Annotated in this window: 17 protein-coding genes, 1 pseudogene and 2 riboswitches; of the genes and pseudogenes, 12 read left to right on the top strand and 6 right to left on the bottom strand. The window is 67.9% G+C overall.

What is annotated here, in order from left to right; genetic code table 11:
- Positions 1-18: 18 nt before the first annotated feature.
- A complete protein-coding gene (locus BO226_RS15505) occupies positions 19-1,116 on the bottom strand; it encodes a CaiB/BaiF CoA transferase family protein (protein ID WP_019291085.1) in 1,098 nt (365 codons plus the stop codon).
- 106 nt (positions 1,117-1,222) lie between these two features.
- Positions 1,223-1,600 (bottom strand): nuclear transport factor 2 family protein, encoded by a 378-nt coding sequence (locus tag BO226_RS15500; RefSeq protein WP_037217988.1) that lies wholly within the window; start codon positions 1,598-1,600, stop codon positions 1,223-1,225.
- Positions 1,601-1,692: 92 nt separating this feature from the next.
- On the opposite strand from BO226_RS15500, the gene BO226_RS15495 reads away from it, so the two are divergent.
- The gene (locus tag BO226_RS15495) at positions 1,693-2,073 is read left to right on the top strand and encodes a VOC family protein (protein ID WP_006552935.1); all 381 of its coding nucleotides are present in this window, start codon (positions 1,693-1,695) and stop codon (positions 2,071-2,073) included.
- Positions 2,074-2,080: 7 nt separating this feature from the next.
- On the opposite strand, the gene BO226_RS15490 is transcribed toward BO226_RS15495, so the two are convergent.
- Complete coding sequence (locus tag BO226_RS15490; protein ID WP_016933753.1) at positions 2,081-2,509, bottom strand: hypothetical protein; 429 nt, start codon at positions 2,507-2,509, stop codon at positions 2,081-2,083.
- Positions 2,510-2,532: 23 nt separating this feature from the next.
- On the bottom strand, positions 2,533-5,316 hold the full coding sequence (locus BO226_RS15485; protein ID WP_232237963.1) for a vitamin B12-dependent ribonucleotide reductase: 2,784 nt from the start codon (positions 5,314-5,316) through the stop codon (positions 2,533-2,535).
- A gap of 107 nt (positions 5,317-5,423) precedes the next feature.
- On the opposite strand from BO226_RS15485, the gene BO226_RS15480 reads away from it, so the two are divergent.
- Positions 5,424-5,906 (top strand): DUF456 domain-containing protein, encoded by a 483-nt coding sequence (locus tag BO226_RS15480; RefSeq protein WP_006552932.1) that lies wholly within the window; start codon positions 5,424-5,426, stop codon positions 5,904-5,906.
- 90 nt (positions 5,907-5,996) lie between these two features.
- Here the strand turns inward: BO226_RS15480 and BO226_RS15475 are convergent, their stop codons facing one another.
- Positions 5,997-7,394: an FAD-dependent oxidoreductase gene (locus BO226_RS15475; RefSeq protein ID WP_006552931.1), complete on the bottom strand. Its 1,398-nt coding sequence runs from the start codon at positions 7,392-7,394 to the stop codon at positions 5,997-5,999.
- Positions 7,395-7,686: 292 nt separating this feature from the next.
- Here BO226_RS15475 and BO226_RS15470 point away from each other — a divergent pair, with 292 nt between their 5' ends.
- The 7 genes from BO226_RS15470 to cobU all read left to right on the top strand — a co-directional run bounded on the left by BO226_RS15470 (position 7,687) and on the right by cobU (position 14,201).
- Positions 7,687-8,133 (top strand): Rv0361 family membrane protein, encoded by a 447-nt coding sequence (locus BO226_RS15470; protein WP_006552930.1) that lies wholly within the window; start codon positions 7,687-7,689, stop codon positions 8,131-8,133.
- Between the two features lie 70 nt (positions 8,134-8,203).
- Positions 8,204-8,614, top strand: a complete 411-nt coding sequence (locus tag BO226_RS15465) for a rhodanese-like domain-containing protein (RefSeq protein ID WP_198040556.1) — start codon at positions 8,204-8,206, stop codon at positions 8,612-8,614.
- Entirely contained in the window at positions 8,611-9,834 is a 1,224-nt protein-coding gene (locus BO226_RS15460) for an O-succinylhomoserine sulfhydrylase (protein WP_006552928.1), read from the top strand. The genes BO226_RS15465 and BO226_RS15460 overlap by 4 nt, the downstream gene beginning before the upstream one ends.
- 24 nt (positions 9,835-9,858) lie before the next feature.
- Positions 9,859-9,986, top strand: a riboswitch (cobalamin riboswitch).
- Between the two features lie 84 nt (positions 9,987-10,070).
- On the top strand, positions 10,071-10,976 hold the full coding sequence (locus BO226_RS15455) for an ABC transporter substrate-binding protein (protein ID WP_387396748.1): 906 nt from the start codon (positions 10,071-10,073) through the stop codon (positions 10,974-10,976).
- 107 nt (positions 10,977-11,083) lie between these two features.
- Positions 11,084-12,046, top strand: coding sequence for a FecCD family ABC transporter permease (locus tag BO226_RS15450; protein WP_232238135.1), 963 nt, complete (start codon positions 11,084-11,086; stop codon positions 12,044-12,046).
- On the top strand, positions 12,043-12,855 hold the full coding sequence (locus BO226_RS15445; RefSeq protein ID WP_071935591.1) for an ABC transporter ATP-binding protein: 813 nt from the start codon (positions 12,043-12,045) through the stop codon (positions 12,853-12,855). The genes BO226_RS15450 and BO226_RS15445 overlap by 4 nt, the downstream gene beginning before the upstream one ends.
- A complete protein-coding gene (gene cobU, locus BO226_RS15440; protein ID WP_071935590.1) occupies positions 12,855-14,201 on the top strand; it encodes a bifunctional adenosylcobinamide kinase/adenosylcobinamide-phosphate guanylyltransferase in 1,347 nt (448 codons plus the stop codon). Before BO226_RS15445 ends, cobU begins: the two co-directional genes overlap by 1 nt.
- Positions 14,202-14,264: 63 nt before the next feature.
- On the opposite strand, the gene BO226_RS15435 is transcribed toward cobU, so the two are convergent.
- The gene (locus BO226_RS15435; RefSeq protein WP_071935589.1) at positions 14,265-15,038 is read right to left on the bottom strand and encodes a sulfite exporter TauE/SafE family protein; all 774 of its coding nucleotides are present in this window, start codon (positions 15,036-15,038) and stop codon (positions 14,265-14,267) included.
- 149 nt (positions 15,039-15,187) lie between these two features.
- A riboswitch (SAM riboswitch) is annotated at positions 15,188-15,280 on the top strand.
- 397 nt (positions 15,281-15,677) lie between these two features.
- On the opposite strand from BO226_RS15435, the pseudogene BO226_RS15430 reads away from it, so the two are divergent.
- The 3 genes and pseudogenes from BO226_RS15430 to fgd all read left to right on the top strand — a co-directional run.
- Positions 15,678-16,085 (top strand): annotated as a pseudogene (locus BO226_RS15430) (LLM class flavin-dependent oxidoreductase); the annotation flags it as partial.
- 123 nt (positions 16,086-16,208) lie between these two features.
- Positions 16,209-17,069 (top strand): DUF559 domain-containing protein, encoded by an 861-nt coding sequence (locus BO226_RS15425; protein WP_071935588.1) that lies wholly within the window; start codon positions 16,209-16,211, stop codon positions 17,067-17,069.
- Between the two features lie 125 nt (positions 17,070-17,194).
- On the top strand, positions 17,195-18,208 hold the full coding sequence (gene fgd, locus BO226_RS15420) for a glucose-6-phosphate dehydrogenase (coenzyme-F420) (protein ID WP_071935587.1): 1,014 nt from the start codon (positions 17,195-17,197) through the stop codon (positions 18,206-18,208).
- The last annotated feature ends 122 nt before the right edge of the window (positions 18,209-18,330 follow it).

The raw sequence follows: 18,330 nt of genomic DNA, 5'->3' as shown, positions 1-18,330 counted from the left end.
CGGGCTCGGGCTGCCGGATCAGACCCAGAGGGTGTCGATGTCGGTGGCCTCGGCCGCCGGACCGACCGGCTCGCCGGCGGGGGTGCGGGAGAAGCGCGGCGCCGGTGCGTGCTGCACGACGCCGTCGATCTCGATCAGCGACCCGCGTGCGACGAGATGCTCGTTCTTCTCCGCCTCGGCCCAGGTGAGGACCGGGGAGACGCAGGCATCGGTACCGAGGAAGATCTCGGTCCACTCGTCGCGGGTCTTCGACAGGAATTTGTCGGTGAAGATCTTCTTCATCTCCGCCCAGCGGGAAGTGTCGAGCTGGTGCGGCAGGTCGGCCGGATCGAGCTCGAGGCCCTGCAGCAGCAGCGCGTAGAACTGCGGCTCGATGGAACCGACGGCCATGTACTTGCCGTCCTTGGTCTCGTAGACCTCGTAGAACGGGGCGCCGGTGTCGAGCATGTTGACGCCGCGCTCGTCCGACCACGCGCCGCGACCGCGGAACGCCCACATCATGTGCGAGAGAGCGAGGGCGCCGTCGACCATCGCCGCGTCCACGACCTGGCCCTTGCCGGAGGTCTGACGCTCGACGAGGGCGGACAGGATGCCGAAGACGAGGAACATCGAACCGCCACCGAAGTCGCCGACCATGTTCAGCGGCGGCACCGGACGCTCGCCCTGGCGGCCGATGGCGTGCAGGACGCCGGTGAGGGAGATGTAGTTGATGTCGTGGCCGGCGGCGTTGGCGAGCGGGCCCTCCTGGCCCCAGCCGGTCATGCGGCCGTAGACGATGCGCGGGTTGCGCTCGAGGACCACGTCCGGTCCGAGGCCGAGTCGTTCGGTGACGCCGGGACGGAAGCCCTCGATGAGGACGTCGGCGCGCTCGAGCAGGGTCAGGACCTTCTCGATGTCGGCGGGATCCTTGAGGTTGGCCTCGACGATGCGACGGTTGCGCTGAATCGGATCGCGCTGTCCCTCCGGCGGGATCTCGCCGGGGCGCTGCACGATGACGACATCGGCGCCGAGATCGGCGAGCAGGGTCGCGGCGTGCGGGCCGGGACCGAGACCCTTGAACTCGACGACGCGGACACCCGCGAGCGGACCCTTCTTCTCAACAGCTTCAGCGGACACTCGACGAACCTCGCTCCGATGTGTAGGGACTGTCGCAACGGAGAGTACCTTAGCGAGCGTTCAGAATATGGCTCCGGTTGCTGGGGTTCCGGTCGTCGGGAGTGGATCACTCCTCGTAGAGGTCGGCCTCGCTCAGTCCGGTCGCCTCGAAGGCCTCGCCGAGATCGGCGTGGCGGACGACGGTGACCACCTGGTCGTCGACCACCCGGAAGGCGATCGCCTCGTCGCGAGGACCCGGATCGGACGCCCAGGTCACCGTCTCCTCGACCACCACGATTCCGTGGTGGACGAACAGGCGGCCCGGCTGCAGCGTGACCCCTGCCGTCGTCGCCCACTCGCGCAGTTCGTCGAGTCCTTGGTCGGGATCGTCGTCGGGGGTGGGGAGCACGATGTCGTCGCTCGACAACTGCACGAGCGTGTCGATGTCGTTGCTGTTCACAGCGTCGTGCCAGGCCAGGACCGTAGCGATCTCCGAAGTACTCATGATCGAGAGCCTAGTCGCCGGATCGCCGAGGTGGGGGCGTGAATCCGCCGAATCCGCTGTCGCACTCGGGCGCTCCGGAGCACAGTGGACGTATGACGATCACCGGCCAACTCGTGAGCTTCGTCCCGAGCACCGACCTCGACGTCTCGGAGATGTTCTACGTCGACACCCTGCGCTTCCGGAAGCTCTCCCGCGACCCCTTCGCGCTCGTCCTCGACGGAGGCGGCGGCGCACCGGTCCGGGTGACCCTCGTGCAGTCGCGCGAGGAGACCGGCTACACCGTGCTGGGCTGGCGGGTATCCGATCTGGACGGCACCGTCGAACGACTGCGCGAGCACGGCGTGGAGTTCATCCGGTACAACGGCATGGATCAGGACGACCACGACGCGTGGACGGCACCCGACGGTATGCGAGTCGCATGGTTCCGCGACCCGCACGGCAACGTCCTGTCGTTGCTCGAACACCGCACCTGACGCGGCCTCAGCTTGCGAAGGCACCCCACAGGAAGCCGGCGAACAGTACCGCGAAGCCACCCATCTCACCGACGATCAGCGCGGCCATCGCCGGACCCGTCCCGCGCACCGGATGCGCGAACTGATTCGTGGTGTCGCGCAGCGCACCGTGCACGACATAGCTCGCGATCGCGCCGACGAAGAACACCACGATCACCGCGGCCGCGGCGAGGTTCACTGCGGTGGGCCACGCGCTGAGCTCGACGAACACCGCGACCAGCAGCGTCGCGAAGGAATACATCAGGGCCGATCGGTGGGCGATGTCGACGTACGGGTGCGCGAGGTGGTCGTCGGACGTCGCCATCTGCCGGTACTTCCACACGCCGAGAGCGAGCGCAAGGAGGAAGACCGCACCCGCGGCCGTCAGTGTCAGTTCGGTGTCGACTCCCAGGACCATCCCGCCAGTATGGACGCATCACCTCAACTGCAGCCGCTGGTGTTCCCACAGGACGGGCAGGCGTGGCACGACCCGGCCCGTTGCATCTTCACTCCGCACTGCATGCAGTACGGCGCGTCCGGATTCGACGGTGACGGAGCAGCGAGACCACCCGGGAAGGACGTGCTCGCGCTGCTCGTGCTGTGCGTGCCCCGCGGCGCGGTCGCCGGCGGATCGGGCTCACGCACCGGCGGCGTGCTCGTGTACGGAGTGAGCGTGGGGGTGTCGGGCACCGAACGCTCGGCGCCGGTGAGGATGCCCAGTTCGGCGCGCTCGTCGGGTTCGAGATAGTCGATCGCCAGTCGCCGGAAGATGTAGTCGAGGATCGACGTGGCGATCCGCAGATCCGGATCGTCGGTGATCCCGGCCGGCTCGAAACGCGTACTCGTGAAGGCCCGGACGAAGGTGCGCAACGGGACCCCGTACTGCAGACCGTAACTGACCGACATCGAGAAGGCGTCCATGATGCCGGCGAGCGTCGAGCCCTGTTTGGACACGCGCAGGAACATCTCGCCGGGACGCCCGTCGTCGTACTCACCGATCGTGACGAAGCCCTTGCAGTCCGCCACCCGGAACTCGAACGTCCGAGAAGTGCGGGTGCGCGGGAGCCGCTCGCGGCGAGGCGCCGTGGACGGAGCCGCTTCTGCGACAGCAGGGCGCGACGCCGTCGACAACGGTTGTCCCAGTTTGCAGTTGTCACGGTAGATCGCAAGGGCCTTCACGCCCAGGCGCCACGCGTCGACATACATGTCGGCGATGTCGTCGACGGTCGCGGACTCGGGCAGGTTCACCGTCTTGGAGATCGCACCCGACAGGAAGGGCTGCACCGCGGCCATCATCGCGACGTGGCCGCGCGGCGAGATGACGTTGTCGCCCATGGACGTCGCGAACACCGGTGCGTGCTCGTCGCGCACGTGCGGCGCACCGGCGAGATCGTGATGCAGATCGAGGTGCGCCACGATATCGGCGACCTCCGACGGGCTGTAACCCAGACGCGACAGTGCGCGCGGCACACTGCGATTGACGATCGTGAGGCTGCCGCCGCCGACGAGCTTCTTGGTCTTCACCAACGCCAGATCCGGTTCGATCCCGGTGGTGTCGCAATCCATCGCGAGCCCGATCGTGCCGGTCGGTGCGAGCACGCTGACCTGGCTGTTGCGCACACCGTGGGCAGAGCCGTCGGCCACGGCGCGGTCCCACGCCTGTCGTGCCGCATCGAGCACGTCGGCCGGTGCGAGATCGGCGTCGATGTCATCGAGTGCGCCACGATGCTTACCCAGCACGTCGAGCATCGGCGCGCGGTTCTCGTCGAAACCGTCGAACGGTCCGAGGCGCCTCGCCATGTCCGCCGACACGGCGTAGGCGTGACCGGTCATCAGGGCGGTGATCGCCGCAGCCGTCGCGCGTCCGGCCTCGCTGTCGTAGGGCAGGCCCGAAGCCATGAGCAGCGCACCGAGGTTGGCGTAACCGAGCCCGAGCTGCCGGAACCGCCGCGACGTCTCACCGATCCGCTCGGTGGGGTAGTCGGCGCGGCCGACGAGGATTTCCTGCGCGGTGAGCATCACCGCCACGGAGTGACGGAAACCGTCGACGTCGAAGGTGCCGTCCTCGCGCAGGAAGGTCAGCAGATTCAGGCTCGCGAGGTTGCAGGCCGAATCGTCGAGATGCATGTACTCCGAGCAGGGATTCGACGCGTTGATCCGGCCGGTCGCGGAGGCGGTGTGCCAGGCATTGATCGTCGTGTCGTACTGGATGCCCGGGTCGGCGCACTCCCAGGTGGCGGCGGCGGTGCGCTGCAACAACTCTCGCGCGCGGACAGTCCGGACCGTCTCGCCGGTCGTCACGGTACGCAGCGGCCACTCGGCGTCGGCCACCACCGCGTGCATGAACTCGTCGGTCACGCGCACCGAGTTGTTCGCGTTCTGGTACTGCACCGAATGGATGTCGGTGCCGTCGAGACCCATGTCGAAACCGGCCTCGGCGAGCACCCGCGCCTTGCGTTCCTCGATCGCCTTGCAGTCGACGAACTCCTCGATGTCGGGATGGTCGACGTCGAGGATCACCATCTTCGCGGCCCGCCGGGTCTTGCCGCCGGACTTGATGGTGCCGGCGGAGGCGTCGGCGCCGCGCATGAAGCTGACCGGCCCCGATGCGCTTCCGCCACCGGTCAGCGGTTCGGCCGACGAGCGGATCCGGGAGAGGTTCACCCCGGCGCCCGACCCGCCCTTGAAGATCACCGCTTCCTGCCGGTACCACTCGAGGATCGAGTCGATGCTGTCGTCGACCGACAGAATGAAACACGCGCTGGCCTGCTGCGGAGTGTTCGGCACCCCGATGTTGAACCAGACGGGACTGTTGAACGAGGCCCGCTGGTGGATCAGCAGATAGGTCAGCTCGGCGGCGAACGCCTCCGGATCGTCGAGATGACCGTCGGTGTGCCCCCACGCCGTGATCGTGTCGACGATGCGCGCGATCACGTCGCGCAACGAGTGCTCACGATCCGGGTGTCCGAGCTGCCCGCGGAAGTACTTCTGCGTGACGATGTCGGTGGCGTTCTGCGACCAGAAGGCAGGAAACTCCACATCGGTTTGCTCGAAGACGACACGACCGGTGCCGTGGTGGACGATCCGCGCGTCGCGGCGCTGCCACTCCACCGCCTCGGCGGGATCGACACCGGGCGTCGTGAAGTACCGGACGTCGCCGCGCACCGCGGCGGCTGCGGCGTCCGATGCACTCTTCGGGCTGCTGTGAGGCCTGGTACTGCTCATCGCGTCCTCCCGGGGGCGTGGACCGGTGGCACATATAGTCCCACCATGCTGCCACCGCGTCCCGGTACTCCGCTGTCTTCCGCCCGCTCGACCCGCTCGGTGGCGCCGTGAGTGCCGGCGGCGAACTGCTCGTCGGGCTGGCGATCCTCGTCGGCCTGCTCGGGATCGTGCTGCCGGTCCTGCCCGGCGTCCTGCTGATCTTCGGCGCGATCGCCGTATGGGCGTTCCTCACGGGAGGCACCACCGCATGGATCGTGCTGGGCGTCGCGGCGGTGGCGCTGCTGGTCACCGGCATCGTGAAGTACACCTGGCCCGGCAAGCGACTGCAGCAGGCCGGGGTGCCGAACCGCTCGTTGATCCTCGCCGGTCTGCTCGGCATCGTCGGGTTCTTCGTCGTCCCCGTCGTCGGGCTGTTCCTGGGCTTCCTGCTCGGCATGTACCTGTCGGAGGTGCAGCGGCATCGCACCCACCGCGACGCGTGGGTCTCGACGGTCGCGGCGACCAAGGCGGTCGCGTTGTCGATCCTCGTCGAACTGTTCGGCGGACTCGTCGCGGCGTCGGTGTGGCTGGGCGCCGTCCTGTTCACCTGAGCGCACCCGGAAAGCCGAGCAGACCCGAAAGCGAGGAGGGACCCATCCGCGCGGATGGGTCCCTCGTCGTTCGTGCAGTTCAGGCTGCTGTCACGCCTTGTGCGGCTCGCTCGCGCGGAACATGTCCTCGCGCTCGACGACCTTCACGCGCTCGCGGCCCTCGGCCTCACCGAGGCTGCGCTCGTGCGCATCGAGGCGGTACCAGCCCTGCCAGGTGGTGTACGGCAGCTGCTTGTCCTCGAGGAACTTCACGATCGCGTCCTCGGACGGATCCTCGGGGGTGTTCAGACGGCCGGCGGCCCGGTCCTCGAGCAGGTTCGCGACGGTCTCGTTCGCGTCGCCCTTGGTGTGGCCGATCAGGCCGACGGGGCCGCGCTTGATCCAGCCGGTGACGTAGGTGTGCGGCATGAACCGGTCGGGACCCTCGGCGCTTTCGTCGGCGAGCACACGTCCGGCCTCGTTCGGCACGGTGCCGGCCTGCTCGTCGAAGGGCAGCTTGGCGATGTTCTGCGACAGGTAGCCGACCGCGCGGTAGACGGCCTGGACCTCCCAGTCGTTGAACTTGCCGGTGCCGCGCACGTTGCCGGTGCCGTCGAGCTCGGTGCGCTCGGTGCGCAGACCGACGACCTTGCCGTCCTCGCCGAGGATCTCGTGCGGGGACTCGAAGAAGTGCAGGAACAGCTTGTGCGGGCGGTTGCCCACATCGCGGATCGCCCAGTCCTGCAGGGTGTTGGCGACCATGTCGACCTGCTTGGAGTTGCGACGTGCCTGCTCGGAGCCTTCGTCGTAGTCGATGTCCTCGGGGTCGACGATGACCTCGATGGTCGGGGAGTGGTCGAGTTCGCGCAGCTCGAGCGGCGTGAACTTGGCCTGCGCCGGACCACGGCGACCGAAGACGTGCACCTCGACGGCCTTGTTGTTCTTCAGACCCTCGTAGACGTTCGGCGGAATCTCCGTCGGCAGCAGCTCGTCGCCGGTCTTGGCGAGCACGCGGGCGACGTCGAGCGCGACGTTGCCGACACCGAGGACGGCGACCTTCTCCGCCTCGAGCGGCCAGGTGCGCGGCACGTCGGGGTGACCGTCGTACCAGGACACGAAGTCGGCGGCGCCGTAGCTGCCGTCGAGATCGATGCCGGGGATGTTCAGCGCGCGGTCCGCGTTCGCGCCGGTCGAGAAGATCACCGCATCGTAGAAACGCTGCAGGTCGTCGAGGTTGAAGTCGCTGCCGTAGTCGAGATTGCCGAGCAGGCGGATCTGCGGCTTGTCGAGCACCTTGTGCAGGGCGGTGATGATGCCCTTGATACGCGGGTGGTCGGGCGCGACACCGTAGCGGATCAGACCGAACGGCGCCGGCATGCGCTCGAACAGGTCGATGCTGACCCCGGGATCCTGCGCAGTGTCGGACTTCATGAGTGCGTCGGCGGCGTAGATACCGGCAGGGCCGGCACCCACGATCGCGACGCGAAGGGGACGAGTCTGATCGGTCATCAGGGGATCAACTACCTCTTCGGTGTGCGGACGGACATATCCAGCTTAAATTAAGGCTGCCCTCAGTGGGCTCGGCGCAGGTCGCGCGGGGATGACGGCGAAGGAGGATGAATCGAGCCGTCGAGCGAATCGCTTCAGCGACAACACATGTGGGCACCCATACGACACAGGTCGACGGCGAGGCGTCGAACGAGCTGCGTGGTGGCCATGCGACAATTCCTACCTCGAGAGGGTTTTTAGGGCAAATGCGGTCGTGACGGGCTGCGACCTCGCGCCCACTAGGATCGGGCGCATGGCCAAGCGCGGAGCCCCCGAACCCGAACCCGATCCCGGCCCGGATCCCGACGGTCCCACCAGTAGCAGCATAGGGCCTTTCCTCGGAGCCCTCGCGGTCCTGGTGGTGCTCGTCCTCGTCGTCTTCGGCGCCCAGCTCTTCTCCCCGGCGGGCGACGACCTCACCGAGGACGAGATGGTGCGCCGCGCCGTCACCGACTACGTCTCCGCGCACAACGAGAACGACGGACCGATCCTCGACCGGCTGCGGTGCAGCGATCTGCCCGCCGAGGAAGCACCGCTCGCGGACGTCGAGGGACGCGTGGAGCTGCAGGCCACGCAGAACATCGCCGTGGACGGCGATCGGGCCACCGTCGACGTCCGGACCGGCCTCGACGGGGAGACGCAGACCGAGACGTGGCAGGTCGTCCGCATCGACGACGTGTGGCGGATCTGCCGGTTCTGACGTGTCGCCGTGCGTATACGAAGCGGTGCCCGCGTGTACGTCACAGTCCGACCTGTGAAAATATGTCCCGGTGAGCTACGCAGGTGATATGACGCCGCAGCAGGCATGGGACCTGCTGCAAGGTGATCCGGATGCCGTGCTCGTCGATGTGCGTACCGAAGCCGAGTGGAAATACGTCGGGGTCCCCGAGACCTCGTCGCTCGGTCGCCGGACCGTGTTCGTCGAGTGGGTTCGTTACCCCGACGGCGCCCCCAACCCGAACTTCGTCGAGGATCTGAGGGCAGCGGGTATCGGCAGCGGACCGGTGATCTTCCTGTGTCGCTCGGGGCAGCGCTCCATCGGAGCGGCCACGGCCGCCACCGCTGCGGGCCTGACCCCCGCCTACAACGTTCTCGAAGGATTCGAAGGCGCTCTCGACGGCGAAAGCCATCGCGGTGCCGAGGGCTGGCGGGCCGCGGGCCTGCCGTGGAGGCAGTCGTGAGTTCCATCCCCCAGGGCGGCGCGTTCGACAAGGCGCTGCCCGCCACCGTTCGCCCCGCCACGCTCGGCGTGCGCGGCGGCACCCTCCGATCCGGTTTCGAGGAGACCTCCGAGGCCCTTTACCTCAACTCCGGGTTCGTCTACGAGTCGGCCGAGGCCGCCGAGGCCGCTTTCACCGGCGACGTCGACCATTTCGTCTACTCCCGCTACGGCAACCCCACGGTGAAGATGTTCGAGGAGCGCCTGCGCCTGCTCGACGGTGCCGAGGGGGCGTACGCCACCGCGTCCGGCATGTCCGCGGTGTTCACCGCGCTCGCCGCGTTGCTCGGCAAGGGCGACCGTCTCGTCGCGGCACGCAGCCTCTTCGGTTCGTGCTTCGTCGTGTGCAACGAGATTCTGCCCCGCTGGGGCGTGGAGACGGTGTTCGTCGACGGCGAGGATCTCGACCAGTGGGAGAAGGCACTGTCGGTGCCCACCACCGCGGTCTTCTTCGAGACCCCCTCGAACCCCATGCAGACCCTCGTCGACGTGCGTCGCGTCTCCGAGATGGCGCATGCGGCGGGCGCGAAGGTGGTGCTGGACAACGTCTTCGCCACCCCGCTGCTGCAGCGCAGCCTCGATCTCGGTGCCGACATCGTCGTCTACTCCGGCACCAAACACATCGACGGTCAGGGCCGCGTGCTCGGCGGAGCGATCCTCGGACCCGCCGACTACATCGACGGGCCGGTGCAGAAGCTCATCCGCCACACCGGGCCGTCGCTGAGCCCGTTCAACGCGTGGACGCTGCTCAAGGGTCTCGAGACCATGCCGGTGCGGTTGCGCGCCTCGGTCGATTCGGCGCTGCGCATCGCGCAGTTCCTCGAATCGCAGGATGCGGTGCGCTGGGTCAAGTACCCGTATCTCGAGTCGCACCCGCAGTACGAACTCGCGAAGTCGCAGATGAGTGGCGGTGGCACGATCATCACGTTGGAGCTCGACGCCCCCGAGGGCGAGGGCAAGAAGCGTGCCTTCGAGCTGCTGAACAAGCTGCGCATCGTCGACATCTCGAACAATCTCGGCGACTCCAAGTCGCTCATCACCCACCCGGCGACCACCACCCACCGGGCGATGGGACCGGAGGGCCGGGCCGCGATCGGTTTGTCCGACGGCGTGGTGCGACTGTCCGTGGGCCTCGAGGATCCCGAGGATCTGCTCGAGGATCTCCAGCAGGCGCTGTCCTGACCTGGGACGCCGTGAGCTACGCTGCGGGTGTCCTGCCGATCCGGTAGGGCACCCGCTGCGTTTTCGGTGAAGCCGGTGAGATTCCGGCGCTGTCCCGCAACTGTAAGTCCCGGTACAGGGTGAGCCAGGTCGGCCGGCGCGGAGGGTCCGTACGTACTGGTCCTCGGACGAAGGACGGTGGCGTGCCGCAACCGCCTGTTGCAGCCGTGCTGTTTTCGTCCTCCGAACAACGGAGGATGGCTGTGCCACTCGACAACCACCGACGGCTGCTCGCCGCGGGACTGACCGCTTTCGCGCTCCTCGCCGTAGGGTGCTCGAGCAGCGACGATTCGTCACCGTCCGGTGACACCGACACCACCTCCGCGGACGTCCCGCAGGCCATCGTGTCGCTGAGCCCCACCAGCACGGAGATGCTCTACGCCGTCGGTGCCGGCGACCAGGTGGTCGCGGTCGACGACCGATCCGATTATCCGGCCGACGCGCCCGTCACCGATCTGTCGGGGTACACCCCCAACGTCGAGGCGATCCTCGGCTACGAACCCGACCTGGTCGTCGCCAACGCCGATACCGCCGATCTCGTCGCCGGGCTCGAGCAGGCCGGTGTCGAGACGCTGGTCCTTCCCGCGGCCGAGAACCTGGACGACACCTACGCCCAGATCGAGCAGCTGGGAGCCGTCACCGGACACGTCGGCGACGCCGCCGAACTCGTGGCGCAGATGAAGACGGACATCGACGAGATTCTCGTGGGCCTCCCGGAGCGTGAGACCCCGCTGACCTACTACCACGAGCTCGACAACACCTTCTACACCGTCACCGACGACACCTACATCGGCGAGATCTACTCGATGCTGGGGCTGACCTCGATCGCGACCGGCGGCGACGGCTACCCGCAGCTGTCCGCCGAGTACGTCCTCGAACAGAACCCCGACGTGATCTTCCTGGCCGACGGCCAGTGCTGCGGCGTCACGCCCGAGGTCGTCGCGGAACGTGCCGGATGGGGCGAGCTCACCGCTGTCCGGGACGGCCAGGTCTACGTCCTCGACGAGGACATCGCCAGTCGCTGGGGGCCGCGCGTCGTGGACCTGATGCGTGAGGTCGCCCGGATCGTCGGCACCATCCCCGCGGTCCAGCCCACGCCTTGATCTCCGTGTCGCGAGGCAACACCCGCGCACTGCCACCCGGTGGTGCGCGGGTACTGCCGCGCAACGTGCTCGTGCTGACCGGCGCCGTGCTCGCCCTGTTCGCCGCGATGCTGGTCGGGATCCTCGTCGGGCCCGCCGGTCTCACCACGGGCGGGGTGCTGCTCGACATCGCCGACCGCCTGCCGCTCGTCGACGCCGACTCCGGGTTGAGCACGCGTCAGCAGGCGATCCTGTGGAACATCCGGATGCCGCGCGTCGTGCTCGGGGTGCTGGTCGGTGCGATGCTGGCCATCGCCGGTGCGGCCTACCAAGGGGTCTTCCGCAATCCGCTCGCCGATCCCTATCTGCTCGGGGTCTCCAGCGGCGCCGGTCTCGGTGCCACCCTCGCCATCGTCGTGGGCGGCGCGGCCGGGTTCGCCGGTGTCCCGATCGCGGCCTTCGCCGGGGGCCTGCTCGCCGTCGGCGCGACGTATTCGCTCGGCCGCACCGTCGGCGGCAGCCGCTCGGAAGTCGTCATCATCCTCGCCGGTGTCGCCGTCGCGGCCTTCGCCAACGCGATCCAGACGTTCTTCATGCAGCTGCACGACGACACCCTGCGGCAGGTGTACTCGTGGATGCTCGGCCGCCTGTCCACCGACGGTTGGTCCGACGTCGTCGTGGTCCTGCCGTACGTCGTGGTCACCGTCGCGATCATCGCGCTGCATCGGCGCACACTCGATGTCATGGCGGTCGGCGACGTCGAAGCCGCGAGCCTCGGGATCAACCCGGCGCGCGTGCGGCTGCTGCTCGTCTGCGTCGCGACCCTCGGAACCGCGGCCGTCGTCTCGGCGAGCGGTCTCATCGGGTTCGTCGGCATCGTCGTCCCCCACGCGGTCCGGCTGCTCGCCGGACCCGGCCACCGTCTCCTGCTGCCGCTGTCGCTGCTGGTGGGTGCGTCCTTCCTCGTCCTCGCGGACGTCCTGGCCCGCACCGTCATGTCGCCCGCCGAACTGCCGATCGGTGTCGTCACCGCGGCGATCGGGGCGCCCTTCTTCCTCGTCGTGCTCAGACGGAGCCGAGGTGTCCGATGAAGAGCGATGTTCTCACCACCCCGACCATGACGGTGTCGTGCCGGCAGCTCAGCGCCGAACGCGGTGGCGTCGAGGTGCTGCACGGGATCGACCTGAACGTCACCGCCGGCTCCTGGCTATCGCTGGTCGGGCCCAACGGGTCGGGCAAGACCACCCTGCTGCACGTCCTCGCCGGTCTCGTGCCGGCCACCGGTCACCTGCAGGTCGCCGACATCGTGCCGGGGCGCGCCGGACGTCGGGACATGGCACGCGCGGTCGCGCTGATGCCGCAACGCCCCGTGGTGCCGGAAGGTGTCACCGTCAGGGAACTGATCCATCTCGGCCGCACCCCGCACATCCCGCGCTTCGGATCCGAGACCGCGCACGACCGCGAGGTGGTGGACCGGATCGTAGAACGGCTCGAGCTCGAAGCGTTCGCACCGCGACTCGCGACCGAACTGTCCGGCGGTGAGCTGCAGCGCGTCGTGCTCGCACGCGCTCTCGCCCAGCAACCCCGGGTGCTGCTCCTCGACGAACCCACCAGCGCACTCGACATCGGACACCAGCAGCAGGTACTCGAACTCGTCGATTCGATGCGCACCGAAGGCGACCTCACCGTCATCGCCGCGATGCACGACCTGACCTCCGCCGCCCAATACGGGGAACGGCTCGTACTGCTCGATCGCGGGCACGTCGTCGCCGACGGAGCGCCCGACGACGTCCTCACCGCCGAACGCATCGCGCAGGTCTACGGCGCCCGCGTCGAGATCCTCGACCGCCCGGCGGGTCGCGCCGTCCTCCCGCTCCGCGACAGCACGAAGGACCACTGATGGAGGTCGTGCTCCTGGGAACCGGCGCGGCGGACGGGTGGCCGAACCCGTTCTGCACGTGTGCATCCTGCGCGGATGCCGCCCGTCGCGGCGAGATCCGCGGGCAGACCGCGGCACTCGTCGACGATGTGCTGATGCTCGACTGCGGTCCGGAGGCGCCCCGCGCGGCCGTGCGGCACGGCAGGTCGCTGGCGCAGGTGCGGCATATCCTCCTGACCCACGCCCATGCAGACCATCTGGGCCCGCAGGCATTGTTGTTCCGGTCGTGGGTGGCCGCCGGCGTCGAACTCGATGTGATAGGTCCCGCCGACGCGCTCGACACCTGTAGACCCTGGGTGGCTCCCGACGCGCCGGTGCGTTTCGTGCCGGTCGAGCCGGGGGACTCGCTCACCGTCGGCGACTACTCGGTGCGCGTTCTTCCCGCACGGCACAAGGTCTTCCGCGACGGCGACGCGGTGCTGTACGACCTGTCGGGCCCCGGCGGGTCGCGGTTGCTGTGGGCGTGCGACACCGGGATGTGGCTCGCCGAGTGGTTCGAGGCCGTGCGCGACGCCCGGTTCGACGCGGTATTCCTCGAGGAAACCTTCGGCGACCGTTCCGAATTGTCCGAGGGTCACCTCGGCCTGCCCGAGTTCGGCGCGATGGTGGATGGTCTGCGCGGTGTCGGTGCCGTCACCGAGAACACCGAGGTGGTCGCAGTGCATCTGGGTCACCACAATCCGCCCATCGACGAACTGCGGAATCGTCTGCAGCAGGTGGATGCTCGTCCCGGTCGTGACGGTGAGGTGGTCCACGTGGGTGAAGGGACTCCGGTCGTGCCGCATCGGACGCTGGTTCTCGGGGGAGTGCGGTCGGGCAAGTCGCGGCACGCCGAGGAACTACTCGCGTCCTGCCCGTCCGTCACCTACGTCGCCACCGGCGGGACACGAGAGGGTGACGCGGAGTGGGCGGAACGTGTTGCACTGCATCGGGAGAGACGACCGAAATCGTGGTCGACGATCGAGACCCCGGACGTGGCGAAGGTACTGCGGGACGCGGACGAACCCCTGCTCGTCGACTGTCTCGGAACCTGGCTCACGGCACGACTCGACCTCCACGACGTGTGGAACACAGAGAATTCCGCTGCCGTCGACGCCGACATCGACGATCTCCTCGATGCGTGGCGGCAGGCCCGGGTCCCCGTGGTCGCGGTCAGCAACGAGGTGGGCAGTGGTGTGGTGCCGGCGAGTGCGTCGGGGCGGTTGTTCCGCGACATGCTGGGTCGGCTCAATGCGCGGGTCGCCGAGGCCAGTGAGTCGGCAACTCTCGTGGTGGCGGGGATTCCCATTTCTCTGAAATCGAATTGATACCTGTTCTTCTCGTAACGCTGCGGACAACCCCGGCAGAGGCGAATTCCGGAAAGTGGTGCGTCAGGCGAGCAGTCGGTAAAGCCCGATCAGCCCCACCACGACGATCACCGCCCGCAGCGCGACCGGCGACAGGCGCCGGCCGTAGTGGGAACCGAGATAGCCACCGATCAAAGAACCCACCGCGATCAGTGCGGCCACGGTCCAGTCGATCCGGTCGAACGCCACCAGGATGTACGCGCACGCGGCCACGACGTTCACCACCAGCGACAGCAGATTCTTCACCGCGTTCTGTCGCTGGATGTGGTCGTGCAGCAACGCTCCGAACAAACCCATGAGCAGAATGCCCTGCGCCGCCGTGAAATAGCCGCCGTAGATGCCGACGGCGAAAGTGCCGACGACGAGCAGTGTCATCCGCACCGGTCCGAGGTGGCCGTCGGCGTCGTCGCCGGTTCTGCGGGCCACCCACGCCTGGATCTTCGGCTGGAACACGACGAGGGTAAGGGCCAGGAGGAGCAGGATGGGTACGACCGTCTCGAAGACGGTCTCAGGCAGGTGGAGCAGGAGCCACGCTCCTACCAGTGCCCCGCAGAACGACGCCGGGATCTGCCATCGCAGCCGCTCCCATTGCCCGCGCAGCTCGCGCCGATACCCCCAGGTGCCTGACACACCTCCAGCGACCAGGCCGATCGCGTTGGACATCGTCGCGGTCACCGGGGGCACACCGAACGCGACGAGCGTCGGGAAGGTGATGAGAGTGCCGGATCCGACGAGGGAGTTGATCGCTCCGGCGCCCAGTCCGGCCAATGCGACGAGGAAGAGTTCGAGCGGGGTCACCGAGGCGAGTCTACGGCGTACCGAAACCGGCCTTGTCGTCGATGCCGGGGCACCGCGTCGACATCGACATCGGTCTCGACGAGGAACGGATTTCCGTCACAGTGAGAGAAAGCCTTTCCGCGGCGTGCCGCACTCCGTAGCTTGAGGCGCGACCATCCAGAGCGACCGAGAGACCTGGCTCTACGACGTCGCAGCAACCCCCCGTACGCGGGTGCGGGTGCTACCGCCGGGATCGATGGAGGAACGAGCATGACCCGCTGGACCGAGCGCGCCTCGTGGTGCCGCCTGCACATCGACCTGTGCCGCGGTACTTCGCAGCGGTGTCACGGCGGTACTCCGCAGCGGTGTCACGGCGGTACTCCGCAGCGGTGTCACGGCGGTACTCCGCAGCGGTGTCACGGCGGTACTCCGCACCGGTGTCATAGCGGTACTTCGCACCGGTGTCATAGCGGTACTTCGCACCGGTGTCGTCGCTGAGCCGAACCGCTCGCCGAACCTCCCGTCGTTCTTCGCCGCGTGAGTCCCGGCCCGTCCGCAGGGGGACGGGCCGGGACCCACGTCTGCACCCTCGCTTTCCCACACCCGGCATTCCCGAAAGGCCCATTCCGATGGCTCCCGCCCACAGGACGTCGCCGTGAGCACGTCCACCCGGGCACGACAGTCGAAGCGGTCGAGGCGTACCGGTCGGCGTTCCGTCCGTCGCCGATCCTGAGGAAGCCCTACGTGGTGGTCTCGGCCGACGCGGTGGTCGCCGACGACGACGCCACCGCACGCGAGTTGGCGTCGACCTACGGGCATTGGACGCACAGCATCCGCTCGGGCCACGGCGCGATCCCGTACCCGGACCCGGAGACCACCCCGCCGCTGACCGACGAGGAGCGAGCCCTCGTCGACGACCGCATCGTCACCCAGTTCGTGGGGGCGCCGAGCTCGGTGGCGGAGCGTCTCGACACCCTCCGCCGAGTAACGGACGCCGACGAACTCGTCGTCACCTCGGTCACCCACGGCCACGAGGACGTTCGTCGAGACCGGTGTTGTTGTCGATAACTCGCGAGAAATCGACAACAACACCGGTCTCGATTCGGCGCGTCTGGGGATAACGTCGAAAGTTCTCCACAGACGGCGGATTCGGGGTACCGGGAACGCAGGAGACCGGGCACGCTCGCGCTCATGGTCGACTTCCACGAACCGTTCGCCGGCACCGATGCACTGGCGGCCGGATCGGTGACGCGGTATCAACTTCGGCACTACTTCGTGAAGCTTCATCGCAATGTGTACGTCGCTCCGGGAGTCGAAGCGACCGCGCTGCTACGCGCGAAGGCCGCCTGGTTGTGGACCGGAGGCGCCGGGGTACTGGCCGGACCGTCCGCAGCCGCCGTGCACGGGACCCGTTGGCTCGACGCGTCGTTGCCCGCGGAGATCGTGCGGCCCGGAAAACTGCACTCGACGCCGGGCATCATCGTTCGCAGCGTCGACGACATCGAATCCTGCGTCGTCGACGGAATGACGGTGACGATACCGGCCCGAACGGCCTTCGACCTCGCGCGCGGTGCGGACCTCGATCGGTGCGTCGAAATGGTGGACGCGCTCTGCAATGCGACCGGAACGAAGGTCCACGAGATCGAAGCGGTGGCCGCTCGGAACAAGGGCGCTCGGCACCTCGCGTCCGTACGGAAGGTTCTCGAACTCGTCGACGGAGGTGCCGCGTCACCACCGGAGACGCACACGCGGCTGCTGATCGTCCGGTCCGGTCTGCCCGTGCCGGAGACGCAGATCGAGATCTACGACGGTGGGCGGTTCGTGGCACGTGCGGACATGGGCTGGAAGCAGTGGAGGGTCCTCGTCGAGTACGACGGTGCGCAGCACTGGACCGACCGAGTACAGCGGACCATCGACATCGACCGCTATGCGTTGCTGTCGGAGCTCGGTTGGACCGTGGTGCGTGTCGGCGCCGACCTGCTGTATCGGCGACCTCGAGTCCTCGTCGAAAGGGTGCGACGCGCGTTGCACCGCGCCGGTGCCCTCGGGTGACCTGTCGAGACCGGTGTTGTGTGCGATTCTTCGGTGAATTTCGAACACAACGTCGGTCTCGACCGACGACGAGCGTCCGGTGGGCATACTCGGGGACATCGGAACGCGAACGGTCGGAGGAATCTGTGGCTCAGGGTTTGAAGTTGGGATACAAGGCGTCGGCGGAGCAGTTCGGCCCGCGCGAGCTGGTGGAGTTGGGTGTGTTGGCCGAGGCGCACGGGATGGATTCGGCGACGGTGTCGGATCATTTCCAGCCGTGGCGGCACAACGGTGGGCATGCGCCGTTCTCGTTGGCGTGGATGACCGCTGTGGGGGAGCGCACCGAAAGGTTGCAGCTGGGCACGAGTGTGCTCACGCCGACGTTCCGGTACAACCCGGCGGTGATCGCGCAGGCCTTCGCGACGATGGGGTGTCTGTATCCGGGACGGATCTTCCTCGGGGTCGGCACCGGTGAAGCACTCAACGAGATCGCCACCGGCTACGCCGGCCAGTGGCCGGAGTTCAAGGAACGTTTCGCCCGGCTGCGCGAATCGGTGCGGTTGATGCGCGAGTTGTGGCGCGGAGACCGGGTCGATTTCGAGGGCGAGTACTACACCACCAAGGGGGCGTCGATCTACGACGTGCCCGAGGGTGGCATCCCGGTCTACGTCGCCGCCGGTGGCCCGGTCGTGGCCCGCTATGCCGGACGCGCGGGGGGCGGGTTCATCTGCACCTCCGGCAAGGGCATGGAGCTCTACACCGACAAACTGTTGCCGGCCGTGGCGGAGGGGGCGGAGAAGGCGGAGCGGGATGTCGCGCAGATCGACAAGATGATCGAGATCAAGATCTCGTACGACACCGATCCGGACAAGGCGTTGGAGAACACCCGGTTCTGGGCACCGCTGTCGCTCACGCCGGAGCAGAAGCATTCCATCGACGATCCGATGGAGATGGAGGCGGCGGCGGATGCGTTGCCGATCGAGCAGGTCGCCAAGCGGTGGATCGTGGCGTCGGATCCGGACGAGGCGGTCGAGCAGGTCAGGGCGTATGTCGATGCGGGGTTGAATCATCTGGTGTTCCATGCGCCGGGTCATGATCAGAAGCGGTTCCTGGAGTTGTTCGAGCGCGACCTCGCCCCGCGCCTGCGCGCACTCACCTGACGTCCGACCCGCAAGGTGCCGCTTCTCCGCTGAGTAGGAGCGGCACCGAGCAGCCCGACACCCCGCGCGTGCTGCAGACCCAGTCCTGACATCCCGCGACTCCCATGCCCGGCCGGACACCT

Source organism: Rhodococcus sp. 2G (assembly GCF_001886355.1).
Taxonomy (GTDB): Bacteria; Actinomycetota; Actinomycetes; order Mycobacteriales; family Mycobacteriaceae; genus Rhodococcus; species Rhodococcus pyridinivorans.
This window is presented reverse-complemented; position numbering and strand designations above follow the sequence as displayed.

Coding starts and splice junctions, on each gene's coding strand:
- BO226_RS15500 (WP_037217988.1), bottom strand. CDS start 1,600: ATGAGTACTTCGGAGATCGCTACGGTCCTGGCCTGGCACGACGCTGTG.
- BO226_RS15495 (WP_006552935.1), top strand. CDS start 1,693: ATGACGATCACCGGCCAACTCGTGAGCTTCGTCCCGAGCACCGACCTC.
- BO226_RS15490 (WP_016933753.1), bottom strand. CDS start 2,509: ATGGTCCTGGGAGTCGACACCGAACTGACACTGACGGCCGCGGGTGCG.
- BO226_RS15485 (WP_232237963.1), bottom strand. CDS start 5,316: ATGAGCAGTACCAGGCCTCACAGCAGCCCGAAGAGTGCATCGGACGCC.
- BO226_RS15475 (WP_006552931.1), bottom strand. CDS start 7,394: ATGACCGATCAGACTCGTCCCCTTCGCGTCGCGATCGTGGGTGCCGGC.
- BO226_RS15470 (WP_006552930.1), top strand. CDS start 7,687: ATGGCCAAGCGCGGAGCCCCCGAACCCGAACCCGATCCCGGCCCGGAT.
- BO226_RS15455 (WP_387396748.1), top strand. CDS start 10,071: ATGGCTGTGCCACTCGACAACCACCGACGGCTGCTCGCCGCGGGACTG.
- BO226_RS15450 (WP_232238135.1), top strand. CDS start 11,084: ATGCTGGTCGGGATCCTCGTCGGGCCCGCCGGTCTCACCACGGGCGGG.
- BO226_RS15445 (WP_071935591.1), top strand. CDS start 12,043: ATGAAGAGCGATGTTCTCACCACCCCGACCATGACGGTGTCGTGCCGG.
- cobU (WP_071935590.1), top strand. CDS start 12,855: ATGGAGGTCGTGCTCCTGGGAACCGGCGCGGCGGACGGGTGGCCGAAC.
- BO226_RS15425 (WP_071935588.1), top strand. CDS start 16,209: ATGGTCGACTTCCACGAACCGTTCGCCGGCACCGATGCACTGGCGGCC.